General features: G+C 74.9%; 18 protein-coding genes. 12 read left to right on the top strand and 6 right to left on the bottom strand.

The window, feature by feature from the left end; all coding sequences use genetic code 11:
• Positions 1-154 precede the first annotated feature (154 nt).
• Positions 155-1,681, bottom strand: coding sequence for an aldehyde dehydrogenase (NADP(+)) (locus ABT154_RS07455; protein ID WP_351854020.1), 1,527 nt, complete (start codon positions 1,679-1,681; stop codon positions 155-157).
• 199 nt (positions 1,682-1,880) lie between these two features.
• On the opposite strand from ABT154_RS07455, the gene ABT154_RS07450 reads away from it, so the two are divergent.
• On the top strand, positions 1,881-2,651 hold the full coding sequence (locus ABT154_RS07450; protein ID WP_351854017.1) for an IclR family transcriptional regulator: 771 nt from the start codon (positions 1,881-1,883) through the stop codon (positions 2,649-2,651).
• Positions 2,652-2,659: 8 nt separating this feature from the next.
• Here the strand turns inward: ABT154_RS07450 and ABT154_RS07445 are convergent, their stop codons facing one another.
• The gene (locus ABT154_RS07445) at positions 2,660-3,157 is read right to left on the bottom strand and encodes a cupin domain-containing protein (RefSeq protein WP_351854014.1); all 498 of its coding nucleotides are present in this window, start codon (positions 3,155-3,157) and stop codon (positions 2,660-2,662) included.
• Between the two features lie 174 nt (positions 3,158-3,331).
• Between ABT154_RS07445 and ABT154_RS07440 the strand changes: the two genes are divergently transcribed.
• The 10 genes from ABT154_RS07440 to ABT154_RS07395 all read left to right on the top strand — a co-directional run bounded on the left by ABT154_RS07440 (position 3,332) and on the right by ABT154_RS07395 (position 16,841).
• Positions 3,332-4,330, top strand: a complete 999-nt coding sequence (locus tag ABT154_RS07440) for a hypothetical protein (protein ID WP_351854011.1) — start codon at positions 3,332-3,334, stop codon at positions 4,328-4,330.
• On the top strand, positions 4,327-5,568 hold the full coding sequence (locus ABT154_RS07435; RefSeq protein WP_351854008.1) for a sensor histidine kinase: 1,242 nt from the start codon (positions 4,327-4,329) through the stop codon (positions 5,566-5,568). Before ABT154_RS07440 ends, ABT154_RS07435 begins: the two co-directional genes overlap by 4 nt.
• Positions 5,565-6,239, top strand: coding sequence for a response regulator transcription factor (locus tag ABT154_RS07430; protein WP_351854005.1), 675 nt, complete (start codon positions 5,565-5,567; stop codon positions 6,237-6,239). Before ABT154_RS07435 ends, ABT154_RS07430 begins: the two co-directional genes overlap by 4 nt.
• A gap of 220 nt (positions 6,240-6,459) precedes the next feature.
• Positions 6,460-7,908, top strand: a complete 1,449-nt coding sequence (locus tag ABT154_RS07425) for a peptidoglycan D,D-transpeptidase FtsI family protein (protein WP_351854002.1) — start codon at positions 6,460-6,462, stop codon at positions 7,906-7,908.
• A 185-nt stretch (positions 7,909-8,093) separates the two neighbouring features.
• Positions 8,094-8,519 carry a hypothetical protein gene (locus ABT154_RS07420; protein WP_351854000.1) on the top strand — a complete coding sequence of 142 codons (426 nt, stop codon included), beginning with the start codon at positions 8,094-8,096 and terminating at the stop codon, positions 8,517-8,519.
• A gap of 82 nt (positions 8,520-8,601) precedes the next feature.
• A complete protein-coding gene (locus ABT154_RS07415; RefSeq protein WP_351853997.1) occupies positions 8,602-9,036 on the top strand; it encodes a RidA family protein in 435 nt (144 codons plus the stop codon).
• A 162-nt stretch (positions 9,037-9,198) separates the two neighbouring features.
• Positions 9,199-10,434 (top strand): MFS transporter, encoded by a 1,236-nt coding sequence (locus ABT154_RS07410; protein WP_351853994.1) that lies wholly within the window; start codon positions 9,199-9,201, stop codon positions 10,432-10,434.
• Entirely contained in the window at positions 10,431-12,497 is a 2,067-nt protein-coding gene (locus ABT154_RS07405) for a SpoIIE family protein phosphatase (protein WP_351853992.1), read from the top strand. The genes ABT154_RS07410 and ABT154_RS07405 overlap by 4 nt, the downstream gene beginning before the upstream one ends.
• 281 nt (positions 12,498-12,778) lie before the next feature.
• A complete protein-coding gene (locus ABT154_RS07400) occupies positions 12,779-15,463 on the top strand; it encodes a SpoIIE family protein phosphatase (protein ID WP_351853989.1) in 2,685 nt (894 codons plus the stop codon).
• A gap of 253 nt (positions 15,464-15,716) precedes the next feature.
• A complete protein-coding gene (locus ABT154_RS07395; protein WP_502969460.1) occupies positions 15,717-16,841 on the top strand; it encodes an amidohydrolase in 1,125 nt (374 codons plus the stop codon).
• Positions 16,842-16,886: 45 nt separating this feature from the next.
• Here the strand turns inward: ABT154_RS07395 and ABT154_RS07390 are convergent, their stop codons facing one another.
• Together ABT154_RS07390 and ABT154_RS07385 are read right to left on the bottom strand one after the other, a co-directional pair.
• Positions 16,887-17,231: a hypothetical protein gene (locus ABT154_RS07390; RefSeq protein WP_502969459.1), complete on the bottom strand. Its 345-nt coding sequence runs from the start codon at positions 17,229-17,231 to the stop codon at positions 16,887-16,889.
• Complete coding sequence (locus ABT154_RS07385; RefSeq protein ID WP_351853986.1) at positions 17,228-18,451, bottom strand: amidohydrolase family protein; 1,224 nt, start codon at positions 18,449-18,451, stop codon at positions 17,228-17,230. The genes ABT154_RS07390 and ABT154_RS07385 overlap by 4 nt, the downstream gene beginning before the upstream one ends.
• Positions 18,452-18,712: 261 nt before the next feature.
• On the opposite strand from ABT154_RS07385, the gene ABT154_RS07380 reads away from it, so the two are divergent.
• Positions 18,713-19,417, top strand: a complete 705-nt coding sequence (locus ABT154_RS07380; protein ID WP_351853984.1) for a GntR family transcriptional regulator — start codon at positions 18,713-18,715, stop codon at positions 19,415-19,417.
• A gap of 72 nt (positions 19,418-19,489) precedes the next feature.
• Here the strand turns inward: ABT154_RS07380 and ABT154_RS07375 are convergent, their stop codons facing one another.
• Both ABT154_RS07375 and ABT154_RS07370 read right to left on the bottom strand, forming a co-directional pair.
• Positions 19,490-20,629: a hypothetical protein gene (locus tag ABT154_RS07375; RefSeq protein WP_351853981.1), complete on the bottom strand. Its 1,140-nt coding sequence runs from the start codon at positions 20,627-20,629 to the stop codon at positions 19,490-19,492.
• Complete coding sequence (locus ABT154_RS07370; RefSeq protein WP_351853978.1) at positions 20,626-21,558, bottom strand: 5-dehydro-4-deoxyglucarate dehydratase; 933 nt, start codon at positions 21,556-21,558, stop codon at positions 20,626-20,628. The genes ABT154_RS07375 and ABT154_RS07370 overlap by 4 nt, the downstream gene beginning before the upstream one ends.
• Between the last annotated feature and the right edge of the window lie 111 nt (positions 21,559-21,669).

The raw sequence follows: 21,669 nt of genomic DNA, 5'->3' as shown, positions 1-21,669 counted from the left end.
CCACGAAGCCGCCGTCGGCCTGGGCCTGCTCGCCGACGAGGACACCCCGGTGGACGCCTTCGGAGACACCGCCCACACCACCGGGACGCCCGCCAAGCCTCACAAGATCTTCATCAGTCTTCCAGACCAGGGTGTCTTGCCGATCAGTGCGGGCTCAGCGCCTCGGCAGGCCCAGGGGGTTGCCGTCGCGGAGTTCCGGCGGGAGGAGCCGGGCGGGGGCCGACTGGTAGGTGACCGGGCGCAGCCAGCGCTCGATCGCGGTCGCCCCGACCGAGGTGGAGGTGGAGGTGGTGGCCGGGTAGGGGCCGCCGTGGTGCTGGGCGGCGGCGACGGCGACTCCGGTGGGCCAGCCGTTGACGAGGACGCGGCCCGCGAGCGGGGTGAGCGCGGCGAGGAACGGTGCGGCGTCCTCGTCGTCGGCCGCGTCGGCGATGTGCAGGGTGGCGGTGAGGTTGCCGGGCAGCCCGGCGAGGACCTCGGTGACCTGCGCCCGGGAGTCGTAGCGGGCGACGACGGTGACGGGGCCGAAGCACTCCTCCAGGAGGAGATGGTGGTCGCCGCTCCCGCCCTCGCTGCCGCCTTCGCGGCCGGTGAGTCGCGCGGCGTCGACGGTGAGGACGCCCGCGCCGACCGTGTGGGCGTCGCCCGCGCCGGGGGTCACGGGGGTGCGTACCCCCGTGAGCGCGGCGCGTGCGGCGACCCCGGCGACGAAGGCCTCGCGCATCCGGTGGTCGAGCAGCACGGCGGGGCCGGTCGCGGCGACTCCGGCGGCGAGCGCGTCGAGGAAGCGGTCGCCCGCCTCGCCCGAGGGGGCGAGGACGAAGCCGGGCTTGGTGCAGAACTGGCCCGCGCCCAGGGTCATGGAGCCGGCCAGACCGGCGCCGATCTCCTCGGCGCGCTCCTCGACGGCGGTCGGGGTGAGCACGACCGGGTTGAGGGAACCGAGTTCGCCGTGGAAGGGGATCGGGGCGGGGCGGGCCGCCGCCGCGTCGAAGAGGGCCCGCCCGCCGCGTACCGAACCGGTGAAGCCGGCCGCCGCGACGAGCGGGTGGCGGACGAGTTCCACCCCCGCGTCGAAGCCGTGGACGAGGACGACGACGTCCTCGGGGAGGCCGGCCTTGGCGGCGGCCCCGCGCAGCAGTCCGGCGCAGAGTTCGGAGGTCGCCGGGTGGTCCGGGTGGGCCTTGATCACCACGGGGCAGCCGGCCGCGAGGGCGCTCGCGGTGTCGCCGCCGGGGACGGAGAAGGCGAGCGGGAAGTTGCTGGCGGCGTAGACGGCGACGACGCCCAGCGGGATCTTCCAGCGGCGCATGTCGGGCCGGGGCGGGGTGGCCCCGGGATCGGGAAGGTCGATCCGGATGTCGAGGAAGGAGCCCTCCTCGACCACCTCGGCGAAGGCCCGCAACTGCGCGGTGGTACGCGCGAGTTCGCCGGTGAGCCGGACCGGCCCGAGGGCGGTCTCGGCGTCGGCGGTCGCCACGATCCGCTCGCGCGCCCCGTCGAGGAGGTCGGCCGCGGTACGGAGGAAGGCGGCCCGCCCGGTCCGGTCGGCGAGGCTCTCACGGACCTCGTGGGCGGCCCGTACGGACCGGTCCACGTCCTCGGTCGTGGCCTCCACCGCGACCCGCTCACGCGGCTTCCCCGTCCGGGGGTCCACACTCCACACTGGTTCTGCCGCCACCGCTACGCCCCTGTTCGCTATTCTGAACGCTGTTCTCGTAGATGAACGCATCTGTACGGGACTCTAGGGACGGCGCGACCGTCTCCACAAGGGGCCCCTTCGGCCAGGTGGCCACGGGACGACCATACGAGCGAGCGGGCGGCCGGACGCGGGGACGACCGGACCACCGGCGACCGGACGACGAAAAGGGGCGAGGGTCATGGCGACTGCCGACGCGGGCGGAGCGCAGGTGAAGTCCGCGGTGCGGACCGTGGAGCTGCTCGAGTACTTCGCCGGGCGCCCCGGGATGCACTCGCTCGCCGCCGTCCAGGAGGCCGTCGGCTACCCCAAGTCCAGCCTGTACATGCTGCTGCGCACTCTGGTCGAGCTGGGCTGGGTGGAGACCGACGCGACCGGCACCCGGTACGGCATCGGGGTGCGGGCGCTGCTCGTCGGCACCTCGTACATCGACGGCGACGAGGTGGTGGCCGCCTCCCGGCCCACCCTGGACAGGCTCTCCGACGACACCACCGAGACCATCCACCTGGCGCGGCTCGACGGCACCAACGTGGTCTACCTGGCGACCCGTCAGTCCCAGCACTATCTGAGGCCGTTCACCCGGGTCGGGCGCCGGCTGCCCGCGCACTCGACCTCGCTCGGCAAGGCACTGCTGGCCACCCACACCGACGAGCAGGTCCGCAAGCTGCTCCCGGAGACCCTTCCGGCGCTGACCGAGCACACGATCACCGACCGCGAGGAGCTCATCGGGGAGCTGCGGGTCATCCGCGAACAGGGCCTCGCGGTGGACCGCGAGGAGAACACGCTCGGGCTGCGCTGCTTCGGTGTCGCGATCCCCTACCGGACCCCGGCGCGGGACGCCATCAGCTGCTCGGTGCCGGTGGCCCGGCTGACCCCGGCCCATGAGCAGATGATCAAGGACGCGCTCCTCGACGCGCGGGACCGGCTGACGCTGGCGACCCGCCGCCTCTGACCGCGTGATCACGCACGGTCGGCGAGGGCCTTCCGCCAGACCGGGCTGTCCACGTAGTGGTTGTCGTACCGCTCCGAGGACGCCTTGATCTCCTCGAAGCTCGCCTCGCCCCGCATGACCCGGCCGAGCAGGCGCAGGTAGTCGAAGCGGGCCATGCCCGGCGTGAAGACGAAGAGGACGTCGGCCTCGGCGCCGGGCGCCGCCGCGAAGGCGTGCGGGGTGTGCGGCGGGACGAGCAGGAAGTCGCCCTGCTCCAGGACGGTCAGCTCCTGGTCCACCAGGACCTGGAGCGAGCCGCCGAGCACGAAGAACATCTCCGAGGCCTTGGTGTGGAAGTGGGCCGGGGCCCCGACGGCGCCCTTCGCGAAGGAGGACCGGTAGCTGGTGAGCTGTCCGCCGGTGGTGCCGGAGTCGGCGAGGAGGGTCATCACGCTGCTGGGGTCGGCCGTGGTCTCGGCGGTGGCGGCGCGGGTGAGGAGCGGGGCGAAGGTCTCGATCTCGTTCATGATCACTACTTTAGAGAGTCATTGACCTGCGAGACAGGGTCAATCGATCATCTGAATGATGGGTCAATCCGGCTTCGGGTGACGGCGGGGAGGAGGGCGTCTCCCCCGTGCGGCGGAGGCGGTTCACCGCTCGGCAGGAGGTGGCGGCGGGGGCCCGCGCGGGAGCGTGGGGCCATGACACAGACCGCGCCTCCCACGGCCCCGGCTCCCGCCGCCCTCGATCACCGCCCGAGCCCCGCCCGCCGGGCGCTGCGCGCCCTCGCGATCCTCGCCTGCTTCCCGTACATCTCGCTCAAGGCCGTCTGGGTGGCGGGCGGCGAGCTCGGCATCCCGGCCGGAAGCGCACTCCTGGAGCGCCGGGAGATGATGCTGGTCGCCAACTCGGTCTCGGTGATCGCCGACGTCCTCGTCGTGGTCCTCGCCCTGCTGCTCACCCAGGCCTGGGGCAGACGCTTCCCCGCCTGGCTGCTCGCCCTCCCCATGTGGGCGGCGACCGGGCTGCTCACCCCGATCATGACCGGCTACCCGGCGCAGCTCGCGGTCGCCCTGGTCACCGGCGACGAGCAGGCCGCCGCTCCCCGCGAACCCTTCCTCGACGACTGGGTCTTCACCGTCGTCTACAGCGGGTTCATCCTCCAGGGCCTCGCCCTCGGCACCCTCTTCGTCCTCTACGCCCGGGACCGCTGGGGCGGCCTCTGGCGGGGCCGGCTCGGCGAGCTGTCCGTCCGTACGTCCGGGCCCGGTGCGCGGGCCCTCGCCCTGGCCGGCGCGGTCGCCGCGCTCGTACCCGCCGTGCTCCATCTGCTGTGGGCGGCCGGCTCGACCACGGGCCTGTCCGCCCGCCGCATCACCGAACGCGACGCCGACTTCTACGTCCTCGAGGCCGAGCGGCTCGGCTTCCTCGCCCTCGCCGTCGTCCTCACCCTCTTCCTGGTCCTGCGCCGGCCCGCCGGGCTCCGGGTCCGCACCACGCTCGCCCTGGCCTGGACGGCCTCGGCCGCCGTCGGCTGCTGGGGCGCCTACATGTCGCTCGTCGCGCTGCTGCCGGAGCCGGATCCGAGCAAGCACGTCCCCGGGCTCGTACAGCTGTCCTACGCTGGCGACATGATCACCGGGTTCCTGCTCGCCGCCTGCGTGGCGCTGTTCCTGCGGCGGCGGAGCGCCGGGGCGTGAGACGGTTCGCGACCGCCCTGCTCGGGCAGCGGGCCAGACGCCGGTGGCTCCATCTGATCGTGGGCGGCGCGCTGTTCATGCCGTACTGGATGGTCGGCACCCTGGTCATGGGGCCGCTGCTCGACGAGGGCGGGATGTTCACCGGCGGGCTCGGGGTGCAGTTCGGGGCGTACGGGGTGGCGCTGCCGCTCGTCGCGGTGACCGCGCTGTTCCCGCTGGCCCGGCCGATGTCGGTGGCGGCGGCGCGGGCGCTCTGCGGGGTGCCGGCGGACCGGTTCGCGGACGGCCCGGCGCGGGGCCGGGAGGCGAGGGCCCGGACGGCCGGCTGGTTCACGCTGCATCTGGGCGCGGGGGCGCTGATCAGCGGGGCGACCCTGGCCCTGCCGCCGTTCGCGGCGGCGGTGCTCGCGCTGCCGTTCTCGCCGTCGCTGCGGGATTCGGAGCTCGGCGCGTTCTGGGGACTCGACCGGCCCGGCTGGGGCTGGGCGGCGCTCCCGGCGGGACTCCTGATGCTGCTCGCGCTCGTCGCCGTGGTCGCCGCGACCGGGGCGCTGCTGGCCCGGCAGGCGCCCCGGCTGCTCGGGCCCAGCCCGGCGGACCGGCTCGCGGCGGCCGAGCGGCGCGCGGCGGAGGCCGAGTCCCGCAACCGGCTGGCCCGGGAGCTGCACGACTCGGTCGGTCACGCGCTGAGTGCGGTCACCCTCCAGGCGGGCGCGGCCCGCCGGGTCCTGGACGGCGGCGAAGGGGCGGACCTGGAGTTCGTACGGGAGGCGCTGACGGCGATCGAGGAGACCACCCGGCGCACGGTCGGCGAGCTGGACGGGGTGCTCGGCCTGCTGCGGCGCGGCGAGGGGGCCGAGGAGGGCGTCGGCCCGGGGCTCGACGCCCTGGCGGCGCTGGTGCGGGGCGCGGGGCCGGGGGTGGCGCTGACCGTGACCGGCGACCTCGCCCTCGTACCGGAGACGGTGTCCCGTGAGGCGTACCGGATCGTCCAGGAGGGGCTGACGAACGCGGCCCGGCACGCGGGCGGCGCGCCCGTCACCGTACGGCTCGACGCCCGTACCGAGGACTTGGAGATCACCATGGAGAACCCCCTGCCCGACCGTCCCCCGGTCACCCGGCCCGGCGGCGGGCGCGGGCTGCGCGGGATCGCGGAGCGGGCCCGGCTGCTCGGCGGCGCCGCCGGGGCGGGCCCGGCGGACGGCGTGTGGCGCCTCACGGCGAGGATCCCCCGATGAGCGCGCAGACGGCCGGGGCCGTGATCAGGGTGGTCGTCGCCGACGACGAGCGGATGGTGCGGACGGCCCTGCGGGTCATCCTGGACGCGGAGCCCGACCTGAGGGTCGTCGGCGAGGCCTCCACCGGCGCCGAGGCGGTGTCGGTGGTGCGGGCCGAGCGGCCCGACGTCGTCCTCATGGACGTACGGATGCCGGAGATCGACGGCATCCGGGCCACCGAGCAGATCCTCGCGGGAATGGCGGAGCCGCCCCGGATCGTGGTGGTGACCACCTTCGAGAACGACGCCTACGTGTACGACGCGCTGCGCGTCGGCGCGGCCGGGTTCCTGCTGAAGCGGGCGGCGGCCGAGGAGCTGGTGGGCGCGGTCCGGCTGGTCGCGCGGAGCGATTCGCTGCTCTACCCGGCGGCGGTCCGGGGCCTGGCCGCCGAGCACGCCCGCCACCGGGCGCCGGCGGCGCCCCCGTGGGTGGCGCGGCTCACCGAACGGGAGGCGGAGGTGCTGCGCCTGGTGGCGACGGGTCTGACGAACGCGGAGATCGCGGGCCGGATGGGCGTGGGCGCGGCGACGGTGAAGACGCATGTGGCGGCGGTGCTGGCGAAATCGGGCGCCAGGGACCGCACGCAGGCGGTGATCCTCGCGTACGAGTCGGGGTTCGTGCGGGCGGGGTGAGGGGGCCCTGCGACGGGGGCGGGGGTCGGGGCAGGGTCGGGGGTCGGGGCGCGGGTCGGGGCGGGGGTCGGGGCGACGGAGGCAGGAGGTGCCGGATCGGACCGGGCCGGCCGGCCGGCTCCGGGACACCGGCCGGCGGGTGTCTTCGACATGAAGATCCCCTGAGAAACCGGACACATCCGGAACGACCCCCACCGGCCCGTTCGTCCCCACAGGTGCGATGAACAAGACGATCAGGCGCACCTCTGTCTTCGTGCTGATCCTGGTGCTCGCCCTGCTGGGCCGGGCCACCTGGGTGCAGGCGTACCAGGGCAAGGCGCTCGCGGACGACCAGAAGAACCGGCGGAAGACCATCGCGCAGTACGCGCAGCCGCTCGGGAACATCGTCGTGGCCGGCTCGCCGGTCACCGGCTCGGAGAGGACGGAGGGAACGGACCTCGCGTACCGGCGCACGTACACGGACGGCGAGCTGTACGCGGCGGTCACCGGCTACAGCTCGCAGGCGTACGGTGCGACCCAGCTGGAGGGCATCTACTCCGACGTCCTCGACGGCACCGACGACCGGCTGAAGAACCCGGTCGACGCCGTCACCCGCAAGCAGCAGCAACCGGGCACGGTCGTCACCACGATCGACCCGGACGTGCAGAAGGCCGCCTACCGGGCGCTCGGGAACAAGAAGGGCGCGGCGGTCGCCGTCGACCCGGCGAGCGGGCGGATCCTCGCCCTCGCCTCCACCCCGTCCTACGACCCGTCGAAGATCACCGGCACCTCGGACGGCGCCGCCTGGCAGGCGCTGCTCGCCGACGAGGACAAGCCGATGGTCAACCGGGCGCTGCGGCAGCCGCTGCCGCCCGGCTCCACCTTCAAGCTGGTGGTCGCTGCGTCGGCCCTGGAGGACGGTCTGTACGGCTCGGTGGACACGGCGACGAAGAGCCCCGACCCGTACACCCTGCCGGGCACCCGGACCGTGCTGAAGAACGAGAACGCGTCCGCGCCCTGCGAGAACGCCACGATCCGCACCGCGCTCCGCTACTCCTGCAACAACGTCTTCGCGAAGATGGCCGCCGACCTGGGTCAGGACAAGGTGAAGGCGACGGCGGAGAAGTTCGGTTTCAACGACGCCGGGCTGGACGTGCCGGTCCGCGCCTACCCGAGCGTGTACCCCTCCGGGATGGACAAGGCGCAGACGGCGCTGACCGGCATCGGGCAGTTCGACGTGACCGCCACCCCGCTCCAGATGGCGATGGTGTCGGCGGCGATCGCCAACGACGGTGTCCTCGCCGCCCCGCACATGGTGTCGGAGGTCGTCGACTCCGACGGCGACCCGCTCACGAGCTTCGCGGACGGGGACGGGAAGCGGATCGTGTCCTCGTCGACGGCGGAGCAGCTGCGCAGCGCGATGCGGACGGTCGTGGAGGAGGGCACGGGCACCAACGCGGCGATCCCCGGGGCCGAGGTCGGCGGAAAGACGGGTACGGCGCAGCACGGCGAGAACAACAGCAAGACGCCGTACGCCTGGTTCACCTCGTACGCGAAGGACCCCTCGACCGGGAAGCAGGTCGCCGTCGCGGTGATGATCGAGGACTCGGGCGCGGCCCGCTCCGAGGTGAGCGGCAACGGTCTGGCGGCCCCGGTGGCGCAGAAGATGATGGCGGCGGCGCTGAAATGAGGTGAGGCGAGCGGGGCGACGAGGTGATCGACGCGGGGCGCTGAAGCGAGGTGCGGCGGCGTTCGAAGTGGCGTGGGCAGGGCCCCGATTGGCCGTCGGGGCCCGTCACACGATATGCAGGGTCACGCTCGTGTCGATCACGTATTCGAGCGACTGATCCTGCTCTCATCTCGCGGAGGACCGCCGTGCGCCTGCCCCGTTCCCTCTCCGGCTGGACCATCGCGGTCTTCGGGGTGCTCGCCGCCTCGCTGGGGGTCGTCGGCCTGGTCGTCCCGGACGCGCTGATCACGGTGATGGGCTTCGAGCCGGTGCCCGAAGGCGCGCGCGCGGACGGCGACCACACCCTCGTCTTCCTCACGGCCTCCTCGATGGCCGCGCTGAACATGGGCGTCTACTACGTGGGCGTCGCGCTCGCCGACTGGAAGCCCTTCTTCCGCTGGACGGTTCCCTTCCGCCTCCTCACCTGCGCGGTCTTCACCCTCGCGGTCGTCACCGGCCGCGCCCCGGCCGGCTTCCTGGGCGTGGGCCTGTGGGAGGGACTCGGCGCGGTGGTGACGGGGGCGGCGCTGCTCCACGAGAAGCGGACCGCCGCCAAGTCACTGGCGGCGTGACGGACGGCGTCACCGGCGCGGTCCGGCCGCTCGCGGCGAAAACGGGGTGCGCCGCGCCGGCGGGGGCAGCAGACTCGCGCGCATGACCGCTGAGATCACGCGTATCAACCCCCCCGAACTGCATCCGACTCCCGGGTACCACCACATCACCGTCGTGGAGGCGGGCCGGACGGCCTTCCTCGCGGGGCAGTGCCCGCTCGACCCCTCGGGGACGCTGGTGGGGGAAGGGGATCTCGACGCCCAGATCGACCAGGTGGTGGCCAACTCGATCGTCGCGCTGGAGGCGGTGGGCGCCCGGCCCGAGCATGTCGTCCGCTCGGTGATCTACGTGGCCGGCGACGACGTGAACGCGCTCGGCGCCACCTGGTGGCGGCTCACCGACTCGGCCCTCGGCCCGGCGCTGACCACCGCGAGCACGCTACTCGGTGTGACCCGGCTCGGCTTCTCCGGGCAACTGGTCGAGCTCGACCTGACGGCGGCGCTGCCGGGAGGGACCGGGGCCGACGGGCGGCGGTGACGGCGGTCCCGTCCCGATGGCCGCCGGCCGACTCCCCTCGCGAGAGCGCTCCGGTCCCGGTGACGGCCTTACCCGCCCCCGGCGGCAGCGGGCCTGACCAGGTGAATCACTAGGGCAGGTGCCCGATCCGCCCCTGCCTCCTCAGACACCAGCCTGTGGCCCATGCGCTGGTATCTGACAGGTGTCGTCGTGTCCGGGTTCGGGACGACGGCGATGTGGCTGGTCTCCGGGATCTGGGTCAAGTCCCTGACGGGGTCCGACAGTCTGGCGGCCCTGGCCGCCTTCGCCCTCTGGGCCCCGGTCCTCCTCGGACCGCTGCTCGGCACGCTCGCGGACCGGGTGCGGCGGCGGCCCCTCCTGGTCGTGCTCGACCTGGCGATGGCCGCACTGCTCCCGCTGCTCCTGTGGGTGGAGTCGGCGGACCGGGTGTGGCTGCTCTTCGCGATGCTCGTGCTGTACGGGGCGCAGGGCGCCGTGCACGACGCCGCGGAACAGGCCCTCGTCGCCACCGTCCTGGACGAGGGACGGCTCGGCGCCTTCAACGGGCTGCGGATGACCGCGAACGAGTCGACGAAGCTGATCGCCCCGCTGGTCGCCGCCGGGCTCTTCGCACGGTACGGGGGCGGGCCCGTCGCCCTCCTCGACGCGGCCAGCTTCGCGCTCGCGGCGGGCGTGTTCGCGCTGATGCGGGTCAAGGAGCCGCGCCCCGCCCGGTCCGCGTCCCGGAACTGGTGGCGGGAGACCGGCGAGGGCGTACGGCTGCTCCGGGCCTCGCCCGTACTGCGGCCACTCGTCGCGACGGGCGGGTTCACCATGCTGCTCGCCGGGGTGAACGGCGCGGCGATCTACGCCGTCGTGGACCGGGGGCTCGGGCACTCCCCCGCGTACGCCGGAGTGCTCTACGCCGTCCAGGGCGCGGGCTCGGTCCTCGCGGGCCTGGTCACCGGCCCGCTGCTCCGCCGCATGCCGGAACGCACGCTCGCGGCCGTCGGCCTCGCGCTGTTCGCGCTCGCGGTGGGCGTACGGGCGCTGCCGTACGGGCCGACGGCCCTGGCGGCGAGCGCGGTGATCGGCCTGGGCCTCCCGTGGGTCCTCGTCGCGGTGACGACTGCGGTGCAGAAGGCGGCGCCGCCGGGGGCGCTCGGCCGGGTCGCGGCGACCGCGAACACCCTGATCCTCGCACCGAACGCGCTGGCCATCGCCCTGGGCGCGGGTCTGATCGCGCTGGTCGACGTACGCGTCGTGCTCCCGCTGCTCGCCCTGGCGGGGCTGGCCTGGGCGGCGTTCCTGGCGGTACGGGGCGGCGGGAGCCCGGCGCCGACGGCTCGCGGTGCGGTGGGCCCGGGGGGCGGGGAGCATGGAAGCAAGCGTGGTCACGGTGGGAGGAGGGCAGTGTGACGGCCGGTTCCTTCCCGGGGACGACGGGGCGGGCGGGTGTCCCCCTGGACGGCACGGGGCTCCTCGACGTGCTCGGGGTCGCCGCCGTGGTCATCGACGCCCAGGGCCGGATCGTGCTGTGGAGCCCGCAGGCCGAGGCCCTCTTCGGCTTCCGCGCCGATGAGGCCCTCGGCCGGTACGTGGCCCGGCTGATCGTCGGCACGGAGCACCGGGAGGAGGCCATGCGCCTCTTCGGCCAGGTGCTGCGCGACGGCACGGCCTGGGCGGGCACCTTCCCCGTGCGGCACAAGGACGGCACCGTCCGGCAGGTGGAGTTCCGCAACATGCGGCTCACCGACGACCTGGGCGGCCTGTACGCGCTGGGGATCGCCGCCGACCGCGCCGCCGTCGAGCGGATCGAGACCGAGCTCGCCCTCTCCGACCGGCTCGTCTCCCAGTCCCCGATCGGCCTCGCCGTCCTCGACACCGAGCTGCGCTACGTCCTGGTGAACCCCGCCCTGGAGCGTATCCACGGCGTGCCCGCCCCCCTGCACCTCGGCCGGCGGATCGGCGACATGCTGTCGCAGGCCGACGCCCCCGGCCTGGAGGCCGCGCTGCGCACCGTCCTGGCCACGGGCACCCCGCTGCTCGACCATCCCCTCGTCGGCCGGACCCCGGCGGACCCCGACCACGACCACGCCTGGTCGCTGTCCTTCTACCGGCTGGAGGGCGCCGAGGACCGGGTCCTGGGCGTCGCGGCCTCCGTGATCGACGTGACCGAGCGGCACCGGGCGGACGCGGAGGCGAACCGGTCCCGGCGCCGCCTCGCGCTCATCGCGGACGCCTCCGCCCGGGTCGGCACCACCCTGGAGGTGGAGCGCACGGCCGACGAGCTGGCCTCGGTGGTGGTGCCGGTGCTCGCGGACATCGCGGCGGTCGACGTCCTCGACTCCGTCCTGACGCTCCGCCGACCGGGCGCCCCCGAGGAGGGCCCCGAACTGTTCCGGGCGCTCGCGCTGAAGACCTCGGGCCGCACGGACGCGCTGCCGGCGGCGGACCCGCCCGGGGAGGTGGCGATGTACGGGGCGGACCGGCTCGTCACCCGGTGCGTGCACACCGGTCTGCCTGTCCTCGTCGAGCACGTCGGCCCCGGTGACCTCGCCCGGATCGCCCGCAGCCCCGAGGCGGCGGAACTCCTCGCACGCGCGGGCGTGCACTCCTACCTCGCCGTGCCGCTGATCGCGCGTGGCGAGGTGCTCGGCGCGCTCGACCTCAAGCGGGACCGCAACGCGCTCCCCTTCGACGGCGACGACGTCCTGCTCGCCACCGAGCTGGCCTCCCGCGCGGCCGTGAGCATCGACAACGCCCGCTGGTACCAGAGCGTCCGGAACTCGGCGGTGACCCTCCAGCGCAGCCTGCTGCCGGGCACGCCGCCGGAGCGGGCCGGACTCGAGATCGCGGCCCGCTACCAGCCGGCGCAGGCGTCGAGCGAGGTCGGCGGCGACTGGTACGACGTGATCCCGCTGCCCGACGGCAAGACCGCCCTCGTCGTCGGGGACGTGATGGGCAGCGGCATCGACGCGGCGGCGACGATGGGCCGGCTGCGGACCGCGACCTGCGCGTTCGCGGACCTCGATCTGCCGCCCGACCAGGTCCTCACGCACCTGGACCGGATCACCGCGGGCCTGGAGCACTACATCGCGACCTGTCTCTTCGCGGTGTACGACCCGGTCCGCGGCGGGTGCCGGATCGCGAACGCCGGCCATCTGCCGCCGGTACGGGTCCCCGCGCACGGACCTGCCGAGCTGGTGGACGTGCCGCCGGGAGTGCCCCTCGGGGTCGGCGGCGGGACGTTCCGTACGACCCGGGTGCCGTTTCTTCCCGGGGACCGGCTCGTGCTCTACACGGACGGTCTGATCGAGACCCGCCACGACGCGATCGACGAGCGGATGGCCCTGCTGGTGGGCCTCCTCGACGAGGCGCGCGGCCCTCTTGAGGAGACCTGCGACCACCTGCTCCGGGCGCTGCGGCGGCCGGGCGCGGCGGACGACGTGGCGCTCCTCATCGCCCGGAGCACGGGATGACGGCCGCGGACCGGGGCGGAGCCCGGGACCGGGGCGGAGCCCGGGACCGGGGCGGAGCCCGGGACCGGGGCGGAGCCCGGGACCGGGGCGGGGGGCGGGGACGGGGCGGGGGGCGGGGACGGGGCTCGCAGCCGACGGCGGGTACGGGTCCGGGTACGGGTGCGCAGGCGGGCCCCGGCACCGGCTCCGCGAAAGGCACCGGCTCCGCGAAGAGCTCCGGCTCCGCGAAACGCTCTCGCTCCGGGGAGCGCGGGACCGGGCTCCGGAGCGTCGCCGGCCAGGTGTTCGTCCTGGAGGCGCTCATCGCGCTCCTGGTGATCGCGGCGGCCGTGTTCGTGACCTTCCACCAGGCCCAGAGTGCCGCCGACCGGGACGCCCGGGTGCGTTCGCTCGCCGTCGCGGAGGCCTTCGCGCACGCGCCCGGCATCGACGAGGCCCTGTCCTCCCCCAACCCGACGGCGGTGCTCCAGTCGCGCTCGGAGGCCACCCGCCAGGCGACGGGGGTGGACTTCATCTCCGTACTGAGCCCGGCCGGCGTGCGGTACACCGACTCCCTGCAGACGCTGATCGGCCACAAGGCGAGCGGGGACTTCACCCGCGCGACGGTGGACGGCAAATCCTTCACCGAGCACTTCCGGGGCGCTCCCCACGACGCCGTGCGGGCCGTGGTGCCGGTCGTGGACCAGCACGGCCGGACGATCGGCCTGGTCACCAGCGGCATCGAGGTGGAGAGCATCACGCACGCGGTGGAGAGCAGGCTGCCACTGCTCGCCGGTGCGGCGGCGGCCGCGCTGGTGCTGGCCGTGGGCGGTGCCGGCCTGGTGAGCCGACGGCTGCGGCGGCAGACGCACGGCCTCGGCCCCACCGAGATGACGCGGATGAAGGAGCACCACGAGGCGGTGCTGCACGCGGTCCGCGAAGGGGTGCTGATCGTGGGCGCGGACCAGCGGCTGCTGCTCGCCAACGACGAGGCGCGCCGGCTGCTCGGCCTGGACGCCGACGCGGAGCGGCGGCACGTCTCGGAGCTGGGTCTCGATCCCCGTACGGTCGAACTCCTGGTGTCGGGGCGGTCCGCGACGGACGAGGTGCACCGGGCGGGCGACCGGCTGCTCGCGGTGAGCGTGCGGCCGACGGCCCCGGACGGTTCCGAGTCCGGCAGCGTGATGACGATGCGGGACACCACCGAACTGGCCGCCGTGACGGGCCGGGCCGCGGTGGCCCGTGGCCGGCTCCAGCTGCTGTACGAGGCGGGCGTGCGGATCGGGACGACGCTGGAGGTCGTCCGGACGGCGGAGGAGCTGGCGGAGGTCGCGGTGCCGAGGTTCGCGGACTTCGCGACGGTGGAGCTGCTTGAGCCGGTGCTGCGCGGGGAGGAGCCGCCGGGGTCGGCGGCGGCGGCCACCGAGATGCGGCGGACGGCGCTGAGCGGGCTGCGGCCCGACCAGCCGCTCCAGCCGGTCGGTGACACCGTGCGGTTCGATGTGTCCGACACCCCGATGGCGAAGGCCCTGGGGGCGGGGCACGCGGTGGTGCAGGCGGAGCTGGCGGCGGCGGAGGGCTGGCGGGCGCAGGACCCCGAGGGGGCGGCGCAGGCGCTGGCGTACGGGATGCACTCGCTGCTCACGGTGCCGCTGCTGGCCCGTGGGGTGGTCCTGGGGATGGCCAACTTCTGGCGCGCGGACACCCCGGAGCCGTTCGGGGAGGAGGACCTGTCGTTCGCGGAGGAGCTGGCCGCGCGGGCGGCGGTCGCCATCGACAACGCGCGCCGGTTCACGCGGGAGCACGCGATGGCGGTGACGCTCCAGCGGAGCCTGCTGCCCCGGGTGCTGCCCGACCTGAGCGCGGTGGAGGTGGCGTACCGCTATCTCCCGGCGAAGGCGGGCGTGGGCGGCGACTGGTTCGATGTGATCCCGCTGCCCGGGGCGCGGGTGGCGCTGGTCGTCGGGGACGTGGTGGGGCACGGGCTGCACGCGGCGGCCACCATGGGGCGGCTGCGGACGGCGGTGCACAACTTCTCGACGCTGGACGTGCCGCCGGACGAGTTGCTCGGGCACCTGGACGAGCTGACGGGCCGGATCGACGACCGGGAGTCGGAGGGGCCGGACGGCGAGGCGCGTCGGCGGGACGAGGGCATCACCGGCGCGACCTGTCTGTACGCGATCTACGACCCGGCGTCCGGGCTGTGCACGGTGGCGAGCGCCGGGCATCCCGGTCCGGCCCTGGTGGGCCCGGACGGGCGGGTCGAGTTCCCGGACCTGCCACGGGGGATGCCGCTCGGGCTGGGTCTGGGCGACGTGCCGTTCGAGACGGCGGAGCTGCGGCTGCCGGAGGGCAGCAAGCTGGTGCTGTTCACTGACGGTCTCCTGGAGGACCGGGGCCGGGACCTCGACACGGGGCTCGACCTGCTGGGTTCCACGCTCGCCCAGCGGGACCGGACTCCGGAACAGACCTGTGCGGACGTGCTCGCGACGCTGCTCTCGCCGTCGCCGCGCGACGACATCGCGCTGCTGGTCGCGCGGACCCGGCTGCTCGACCAGGACCGGATCGCGGAGTGGGAGGTGGCGCGCGATCCGGCGGCGGTGTCGCCGATACGGAACGCGGCGGCGGCGAAGCTGTCGGAGTGGGGGCTCGACGGACTGGCGTTCACGGCGGAGCTGATCCTCAGCGAGCTGATCACGAACGCGGTGCGGTACGGGGCGGATCCGGTACGGGTCCGGCTGCTGCACGACCGGACGCTGATCTGCGAGGTGTCGGACGGCAGCAGCACCTCGCCGCACCTGCGGCACGCGGCGACGACGGACGAGGGCGGGCGCGGGCTGTATCTGGTGGCGCAGTACGCGGAGCGCTGGGGCACGCGGTACGCGCGGCGCGGCAAGACGATCTGGGCGGAGCTGCGGGTGGGCTCGGACGGCCCGGAGCCGGTGGCGGTGCCGGACCTGGACGCGCTGGAGGACCTGGCGTGGTGAGCCCGTTGTGGGCATGCGTTCCGCCGGGGCGGAACGGGCGGGCACGACGGACGGCGCGCTCACGCCGCGCCCAGGCTCCCGCGCCCTGACCCGCAGCGCGGGTGCGCCGCACGAAGCTCGTGGTATACCAAATAGGGCATCAGCCGACCCGTACCCGAGGAGCGCCCCGTGACCCCGCCGCCACTCCCCACCGCCACCCTCTTCCACGACGTACGGCCCTTCGGCGGGCCGGCCCGCCGAAGGGCCGTACGTCGTGGACGGACTCCTGGTGGCGGAGGCGCCGTCGGACGCCGTCGTCGAGCGGGTCGACGGCGGCGGCCGGCTGGCGCTGCCGACCCTGGTCGACGCGCACATCCACCCGGACAAGACCTCCTGGGGCGAGCCCTGGCACAGCCGTCGCCCCGCGCACGGCATCGCCGAGTACGTCGCCGGTGACGTGGAGCTGTCCCGCGCCCTGCCGGCCCCGGTGGGCGAGCGGGCGCTGCGGCTGATGTCGCACGCGGCGGCGCAGGGCACCCGGGCGATGCGCGCCCACGCGGACGTCGCCCCGGCCTACGGGCTCGCCGGGATCGAGGGGGTCGCGGAGGCGGCCCGGAAGCTCGCCGGGATCGTCGACGTGGAGCTGGTGGCCTTCCCGCAGCACGGGGTGGTCCGGACGCCGGGGGTGGCCGGGCTTCTGGCGGAGGCCGCCGAGAGCGGGCTCGTCACCCACATCGGCGGCATCGACCCGGCCGGCTTCGACGCGGACGGCGGCCACGGGGGCGACCAGCTGGGCACGGTCTTCGCGCTCGCGGAGAAGCACGGTCTGGGGCTCGACATCCACCTCCACGACCGGGGCGAGCAGGGCCTCGCGCCGCTGCGGGACATCGCGGCCCGCACCCGGGCGCTCGGTCTCCAGGGCCGGGTGAGCGTGGCGCACGCCTTCGCGGTCGCCGGTCTCCCGGACGCGGAGCTGGACGAGACGGCGGACCTGCTCGCGGACGCGGGGATCGCGCTGACGACGGTGGCCCTGTCGGTGACGACGATCCTGCCGTTCCGGCGGCTCGCCGAGCGCGGGGTCAGGGTCGGGCTCGGCTCGGACGGCGTCCGGGACAACTGGAGCCCGTTCGGCAACGCCGACATGCTGCACCGCGCCTGGCTGGCCGCCTGGGCCCTGGACCTGCGGCTCGACGAGGAGCTGGAGGCCTGCTTCCGACTGGCCGCCGACGGGGGCGCGGACCTCCTCGGCCTCCCGAAGGCGGATCTCCGCCCGGGTTCCCCGGCCGACTTCATGCTGGTCGACGGCGAGTGCCTGCCGCAGGCGGTGGTGGACCTGCCGCGCCGTGACCTGGTGGTCCGCGCCGGCCGGGTGGTGGCCCGGGACGGCCGCCTGGTCTGAGGGACGCCGTACGGGGGTGGAGCCGGGCCCCACCCCCGTACCGGATCAGTCGCGTTCGACGTCCACCGTCGTCAGGGAGGCGTACCGCTCCGGGTCCGTGCGGCGGATACGGAGGGCGACCAGTCGCCGTCCGGCGTTGCGGACGTACGGGCTCATCGCGGTGAACCCGGCGGCGAAGAGGGCGAGCAGGACGCCGGAGACGAGGTAGGCGAGCGGGGCGCCGGGGCCGCCGATGCCGATCGCGAAGGGGGCGACCCCGGCGAGGACGGTGAGCGGGGCCGCGGCGGCCACGACGAAGAAGACCAGGTCGAAGGTGCCGATGCGGCCGGCGGCGAGCTTCCCCGCCTCGGGGGCCGCCGGAGCCGTACGGGAGGTGGTGTCGGCGCTCATCCGGTTCCTCCGGCGGACGGGACGGTCACGGGGTAGGTGTCGTCGGCGAAGGGGCCGACGATCCGCCCGGCGTGCAGCACGAGCAGTCGGCGCGGGTGGGAGGCGACGGCCTCCGCGACGGACCCGGCGGCGACGGCGACGAGGTCGGCGCGGCTGCCGGGGGTGAGGCCGTGGCCGTCGAGGCCGAGGGCGGCGGCGGCCTCGTCGGTGACGAGGGAGGCGGCGGCGGCCAGTTCGGCGTCGGTCATGAGCCCCGCCCGCAGGCCGATCACGGTGGCGCGTTCGAGCATGTCGGCGGTGCCGTAGGGCCACCAGGTGTCGCGGATGTTGTCGGAGCCGGCGAAGACCCGGACGCCGTGCTCGCGCAGCCGCAGGACGGGGGGCACCGGGCCGCTGGGGCCGTTGGTCATGATGGCGACCCCGGCGGCGGCGAGGGCCGTACAGGTGCGGTCGAGTTCGCTGTCGTCGACGTCCCCGAGGGCGTAGGCGTGGCTGACGGCGACCTTGCCGCCGAGGCCGAGCGCGGCGGTGCGGGCGGCGATGTTCCGCAGCTGGGCGGTGCCGCTCTCGCCGCCGTCGTGGAGGTGCAGGTCGATGCCCTTGCCGTGGCGTTCGGCGAGGCCGAAGACGATGTCGAGCTGGCCGTCGGCGTCGCCGTCGAAGCCCACCGGGTCGAGTCCGCCGATCAGGTCGGCGCCGTCGGCGAGGGCCGCGTCGAGGAGGCCGGCGACACCGGGGGCGGTGACGACCCCGCTCTGGGGGAAGGCGACGAGCTGGATGCCGAGCCGGTCGCTGAACTCCTCGCGGACGCCGAGGAGGGCGTGCAGATGACGGAGGCCGGTGTCCGGGTCGACGTCGACGTGGGAGCGGACGTGGCCGGTGCCGAGGGAGACCATCCGGCGGGCGAGGGCGGCGGCCCGTACGGCGACGGGCACCTCCTCGGTGTGGCGGGAGGCGCGCTCGGCCTCGATCCGCTCGCGCAGGGTGGCGGTGGCGCGGTGCGGGCGCCAGGGGGCGCCGAGGAGGGTCTTGTCGAGGTGGGCGTGGCCGTCGACGAGGGCGGGCAGCAGGAGCGCGCCGCCGAGGTGGAGGGCGCCGGGCGGGGTGGGGCGGCCGGGGGCGTGGTCCTCGACGGCGCTCACGCGGCCGTCCTTCAGGTGGACGTCGGCGGTGCGGCCGTCGGGGAGCGTGACCCCGGTGAGGGCGGTGGGTTCGCCCATGACTTCTCCTTCACGGTTCGCGGGTCTCGAAGGGGCCGTGCTGGACATCCCCTGGTGAGCGCGGTGCGGCGCCAACGTAGCTGGTATACCGAATACCGATCAACGCTTTACGGGGACTGAATTCCGCGGGCCGCCGCCGCACCCGGCCGGGCGGCTCGCGCGCCGGCGGGTCTGCGAAGATCGAGGGAGTACGAGCCCGTCGCGACCGTCGGCCCGTCCGACCCGCCGCCTCACCCCTCCCGCCCGACTGGAGCCGCCCCCATGACCGTCCAGCGCCCCGCCGTCCGCGGCACCGCCATCGGGGACACCCATGTGTCCCTGCGGGAGCGGGTCTACGTGGAGCTGCGCGAACGGATCATCGAGGCGGAGTACCCGGCCGGCATGCGGCTCGTGGAGCGCGAGATCGCCGACGAGCTGCGGGTCTCACGGGTGCCGGTGCGCGAGGCGATGCAGCGCCTGGAGTCGGAGGGCTTCCTGTCGGTGCAGCCGCGCCGGGGTTCGGTGGTGGCGGACTTCGGCCCGGAGGACGCCGAGTACCTCTTCGACGTACGGGAGAACCTGGAGGGCCTGGCCGCGCGGCTGGCCGCCCGGCACGCGGACCCGGCACGGCTGCGGGACCTGGAGCGGCTGCTGGCGCGGGCCAGGAAGGCGGCGGAGTCCGGACGGCTCCGCGAGGCCGTCTCCCTCAACGCCGACTTCCACCGCCGGATCGTCGAACTCTCCGGCAACCCGCTCCTGATGGACCTGATGACCCCGCTCGACTCCCGGCTGCGCCGCCTCTTCCGGCTCACCTCGGCGCAGTCGGACGGCGAGCCGATGTGCGGGGCCCACGAGCGGCTCTACGAGGCCGTCCGCGACGGCGACGAGGACACCGCGGAGACACTGGCCCGCGCCCATGTCGCCGACACCCGCGCCTCGACCGCCCGCCTGCTGGCGGCGCTCAGGGACGCGCCGGACGGGCCCTGAGGGCCGCCCGGCGAATGATCTTCGGACCGGGTGGCCGCCCCCACGCGGAGGCGGCCGTCCCGGCATGCGCCGTCACCCCCGGCCGAGCTTCCGCAGGGCCGTGCGGACCGCCGACAGGTCTCCCTCCGCCGCCAGACCGGCGTGGTAGAGCCGTAGTTCCGTCGCGCCCGCCGCGCGCGCCGTGTCGGCGTCCTCGGCCAGCCGGTCCGGGGCTCCGCCCATACCGGTGACGACGGAGAGGTTCGCGGCGAGGACGGAGTCCGGGCCGGCGTGGGCCGCGAAGTCCGCGACCCGGGGCGGCCGGGCGACCACCCCGTCCGCGAGGCCCAGGACGTGTGCCGGGTGGGTGCCGGTGTCGGCGCCGCAGCGGTACGGGTCGGGGTCGGCGTGCAGCAGGACCCGGAAGCCGGGCGGGGCGGCGGCCCGTACGGCGGCCACCGCGGCCTCCTGGAAGGTACGGGCGGTCCCTGCGCGCCAGGCCAGGGCCGGGGCCCCCAGGGCGCCGAGTCCGCCCGCGGGTCCCGTCCCGGCCCATACGGGTGCCAGGGCGGCCCGCACGGCGGCGGCCAGCTCCTCGGGGTCGGCACCCCCGGCCCCGTACCCCTCCCGGCAGGAGGGGCAGAAGCAGAGCGACATCAGGAGCTGCTCGCGCTCGCCCAGGGCGACGCCGCCGGTCTTGTCGTGGGCGTGCAGATGAGCGAGGCCGTACCAGCCGCAGGACTCCAGTTCGGTGCCGGCCGCGCCGGGCCGTACGGCGGCCTCGGCGGCCAGACCGACGAGCAGTTCACGGACCTCGGGGCGGCCGACGCAGGGCGCCCAGGGGTAGCGGTCGCCGTAGGCGTTGACGACGGAGGTGTCCGGATGCTCGGCGCCGAGGCGGGAGTTGTGGGCGAGGACGACCCAGCTGTGCACCTCCAGGCCCGTGCCGGTGAGCGCGTCGGCGGCCCGCCCGAAGGCGTCGCCGGGGGCCCACTCCCCCGCCGGGTACGGGCGCAGCCGGCGGCCCGCCCAGCGGTCCGGGTCCGGCGGGTAGAGCACGGCGGCGTGTTCGGCGGTGACGACCCGGTGGGCCGGGTGGCGGGGGGTCAGCGCGCGGGTGGAGTGGTAGGCGGCGGCGAGGGTGACCTGCGCGAGGCCGAGGCCTGCGAGGAGTCCGGGAGCCTCGGGGTCTCCGTCGATGTCCCAGGGGTAGACGAAGGCTCCGGTCCTCACGCGCCGGCCTCCTTGAGGAGGGCGCGGGCGCGCTCGACGAGCAGGACGAGTTCCTCGATGTGCTCGGGGGCGGGTTCGCTCAGCGGCGGCCGTACCTCGCCCACCTCCAGGCCTCCCCTCCGCACCGCCGCCTTGACGAGCGAGACGGCGTATCCCCGGCCCCGGTCGCGGAGTTCGACCAGGGGCCGGTAGAAGACGTCGACGAGCAGGTTCACGGTGGTGTCGTCGCCGGCGGCGAGGGCGCGGTGGTAGGTGAGGGCGATGTCGGGGGCGAAGCAGAAGACGGCGGAGGAGTAGAGGGAGACACCGATGCCCCGGTAGGCGGCGCCGGTGAGTTCGGCGGTCGGCAGGCCGTTGAAGTAGAGGAGGTCGAGGCCTTCGGCGCGGACGGCGCTGACGATCCGCTGCATGAGGCCGAGGTCGCCGAGGCCGTCCTTGATGCCGATGACGCCGTCGGTGCGGGCGAGGGCGACGGCGGTGGCGGGGGTGAGGACCGCGTTGTCGCGCTGGTAGACGATGACGTCGAGCGAGGTGGCGGCGGCGAGTTCGGTGTAGTGGCGGAGCAGTCCGGCCTGGTCGGCGACGACGAGGTACGGGGGCATGGCGAGGAGTCCGTCGGCGCCGGCCTCCTCGGCGAGGCGGGCGTACCGGATCGCGAGCGCGGTGCCGTATCCGGCGCCGGCGACGACGGGGACGCGGCCCTCGGCCGCCTCCACGGCGGCGGCGACGCAGTCCCGGAACTCCTCGGGGGTGAGGGCGTGGAACTCTCCGGTGCCGCAGCAGGCGAAGACGGCGGCGGCGCCCGCGTCCACGCCCGCGCGTACATGGGCGCGGAGGACGTCGAGGTCGACGGAGCCGTCGGGCGCGAAGGCGGTGACGGGGAAGAACAGCAGGCCGTCGAGCCGGCCGGCGAGCGGGGCAGTGGTCACGGGCGCTCCCTGGGAAGTCCGTCGTGCACAGCCGCTGTGCACAATTATGACTGTCGTCCATATTCTTGAACGATTCCGTCACGCACGCTAGATCAGCCCGGAACAGGGGTC

It is taken from the genome of Streptomyces sp. NPDC001728, from assembly GCF_040297565.1.
GTDB lineage: Bacteria > Actinomycetota > Actinomycetes > Streptomycetales > Streptomycetaceae > Streptomyces.
Note: the sequence above shows the minus strand (reverse complement) of the source record. Positions and strands in the feature narration are given on the sequence as shown.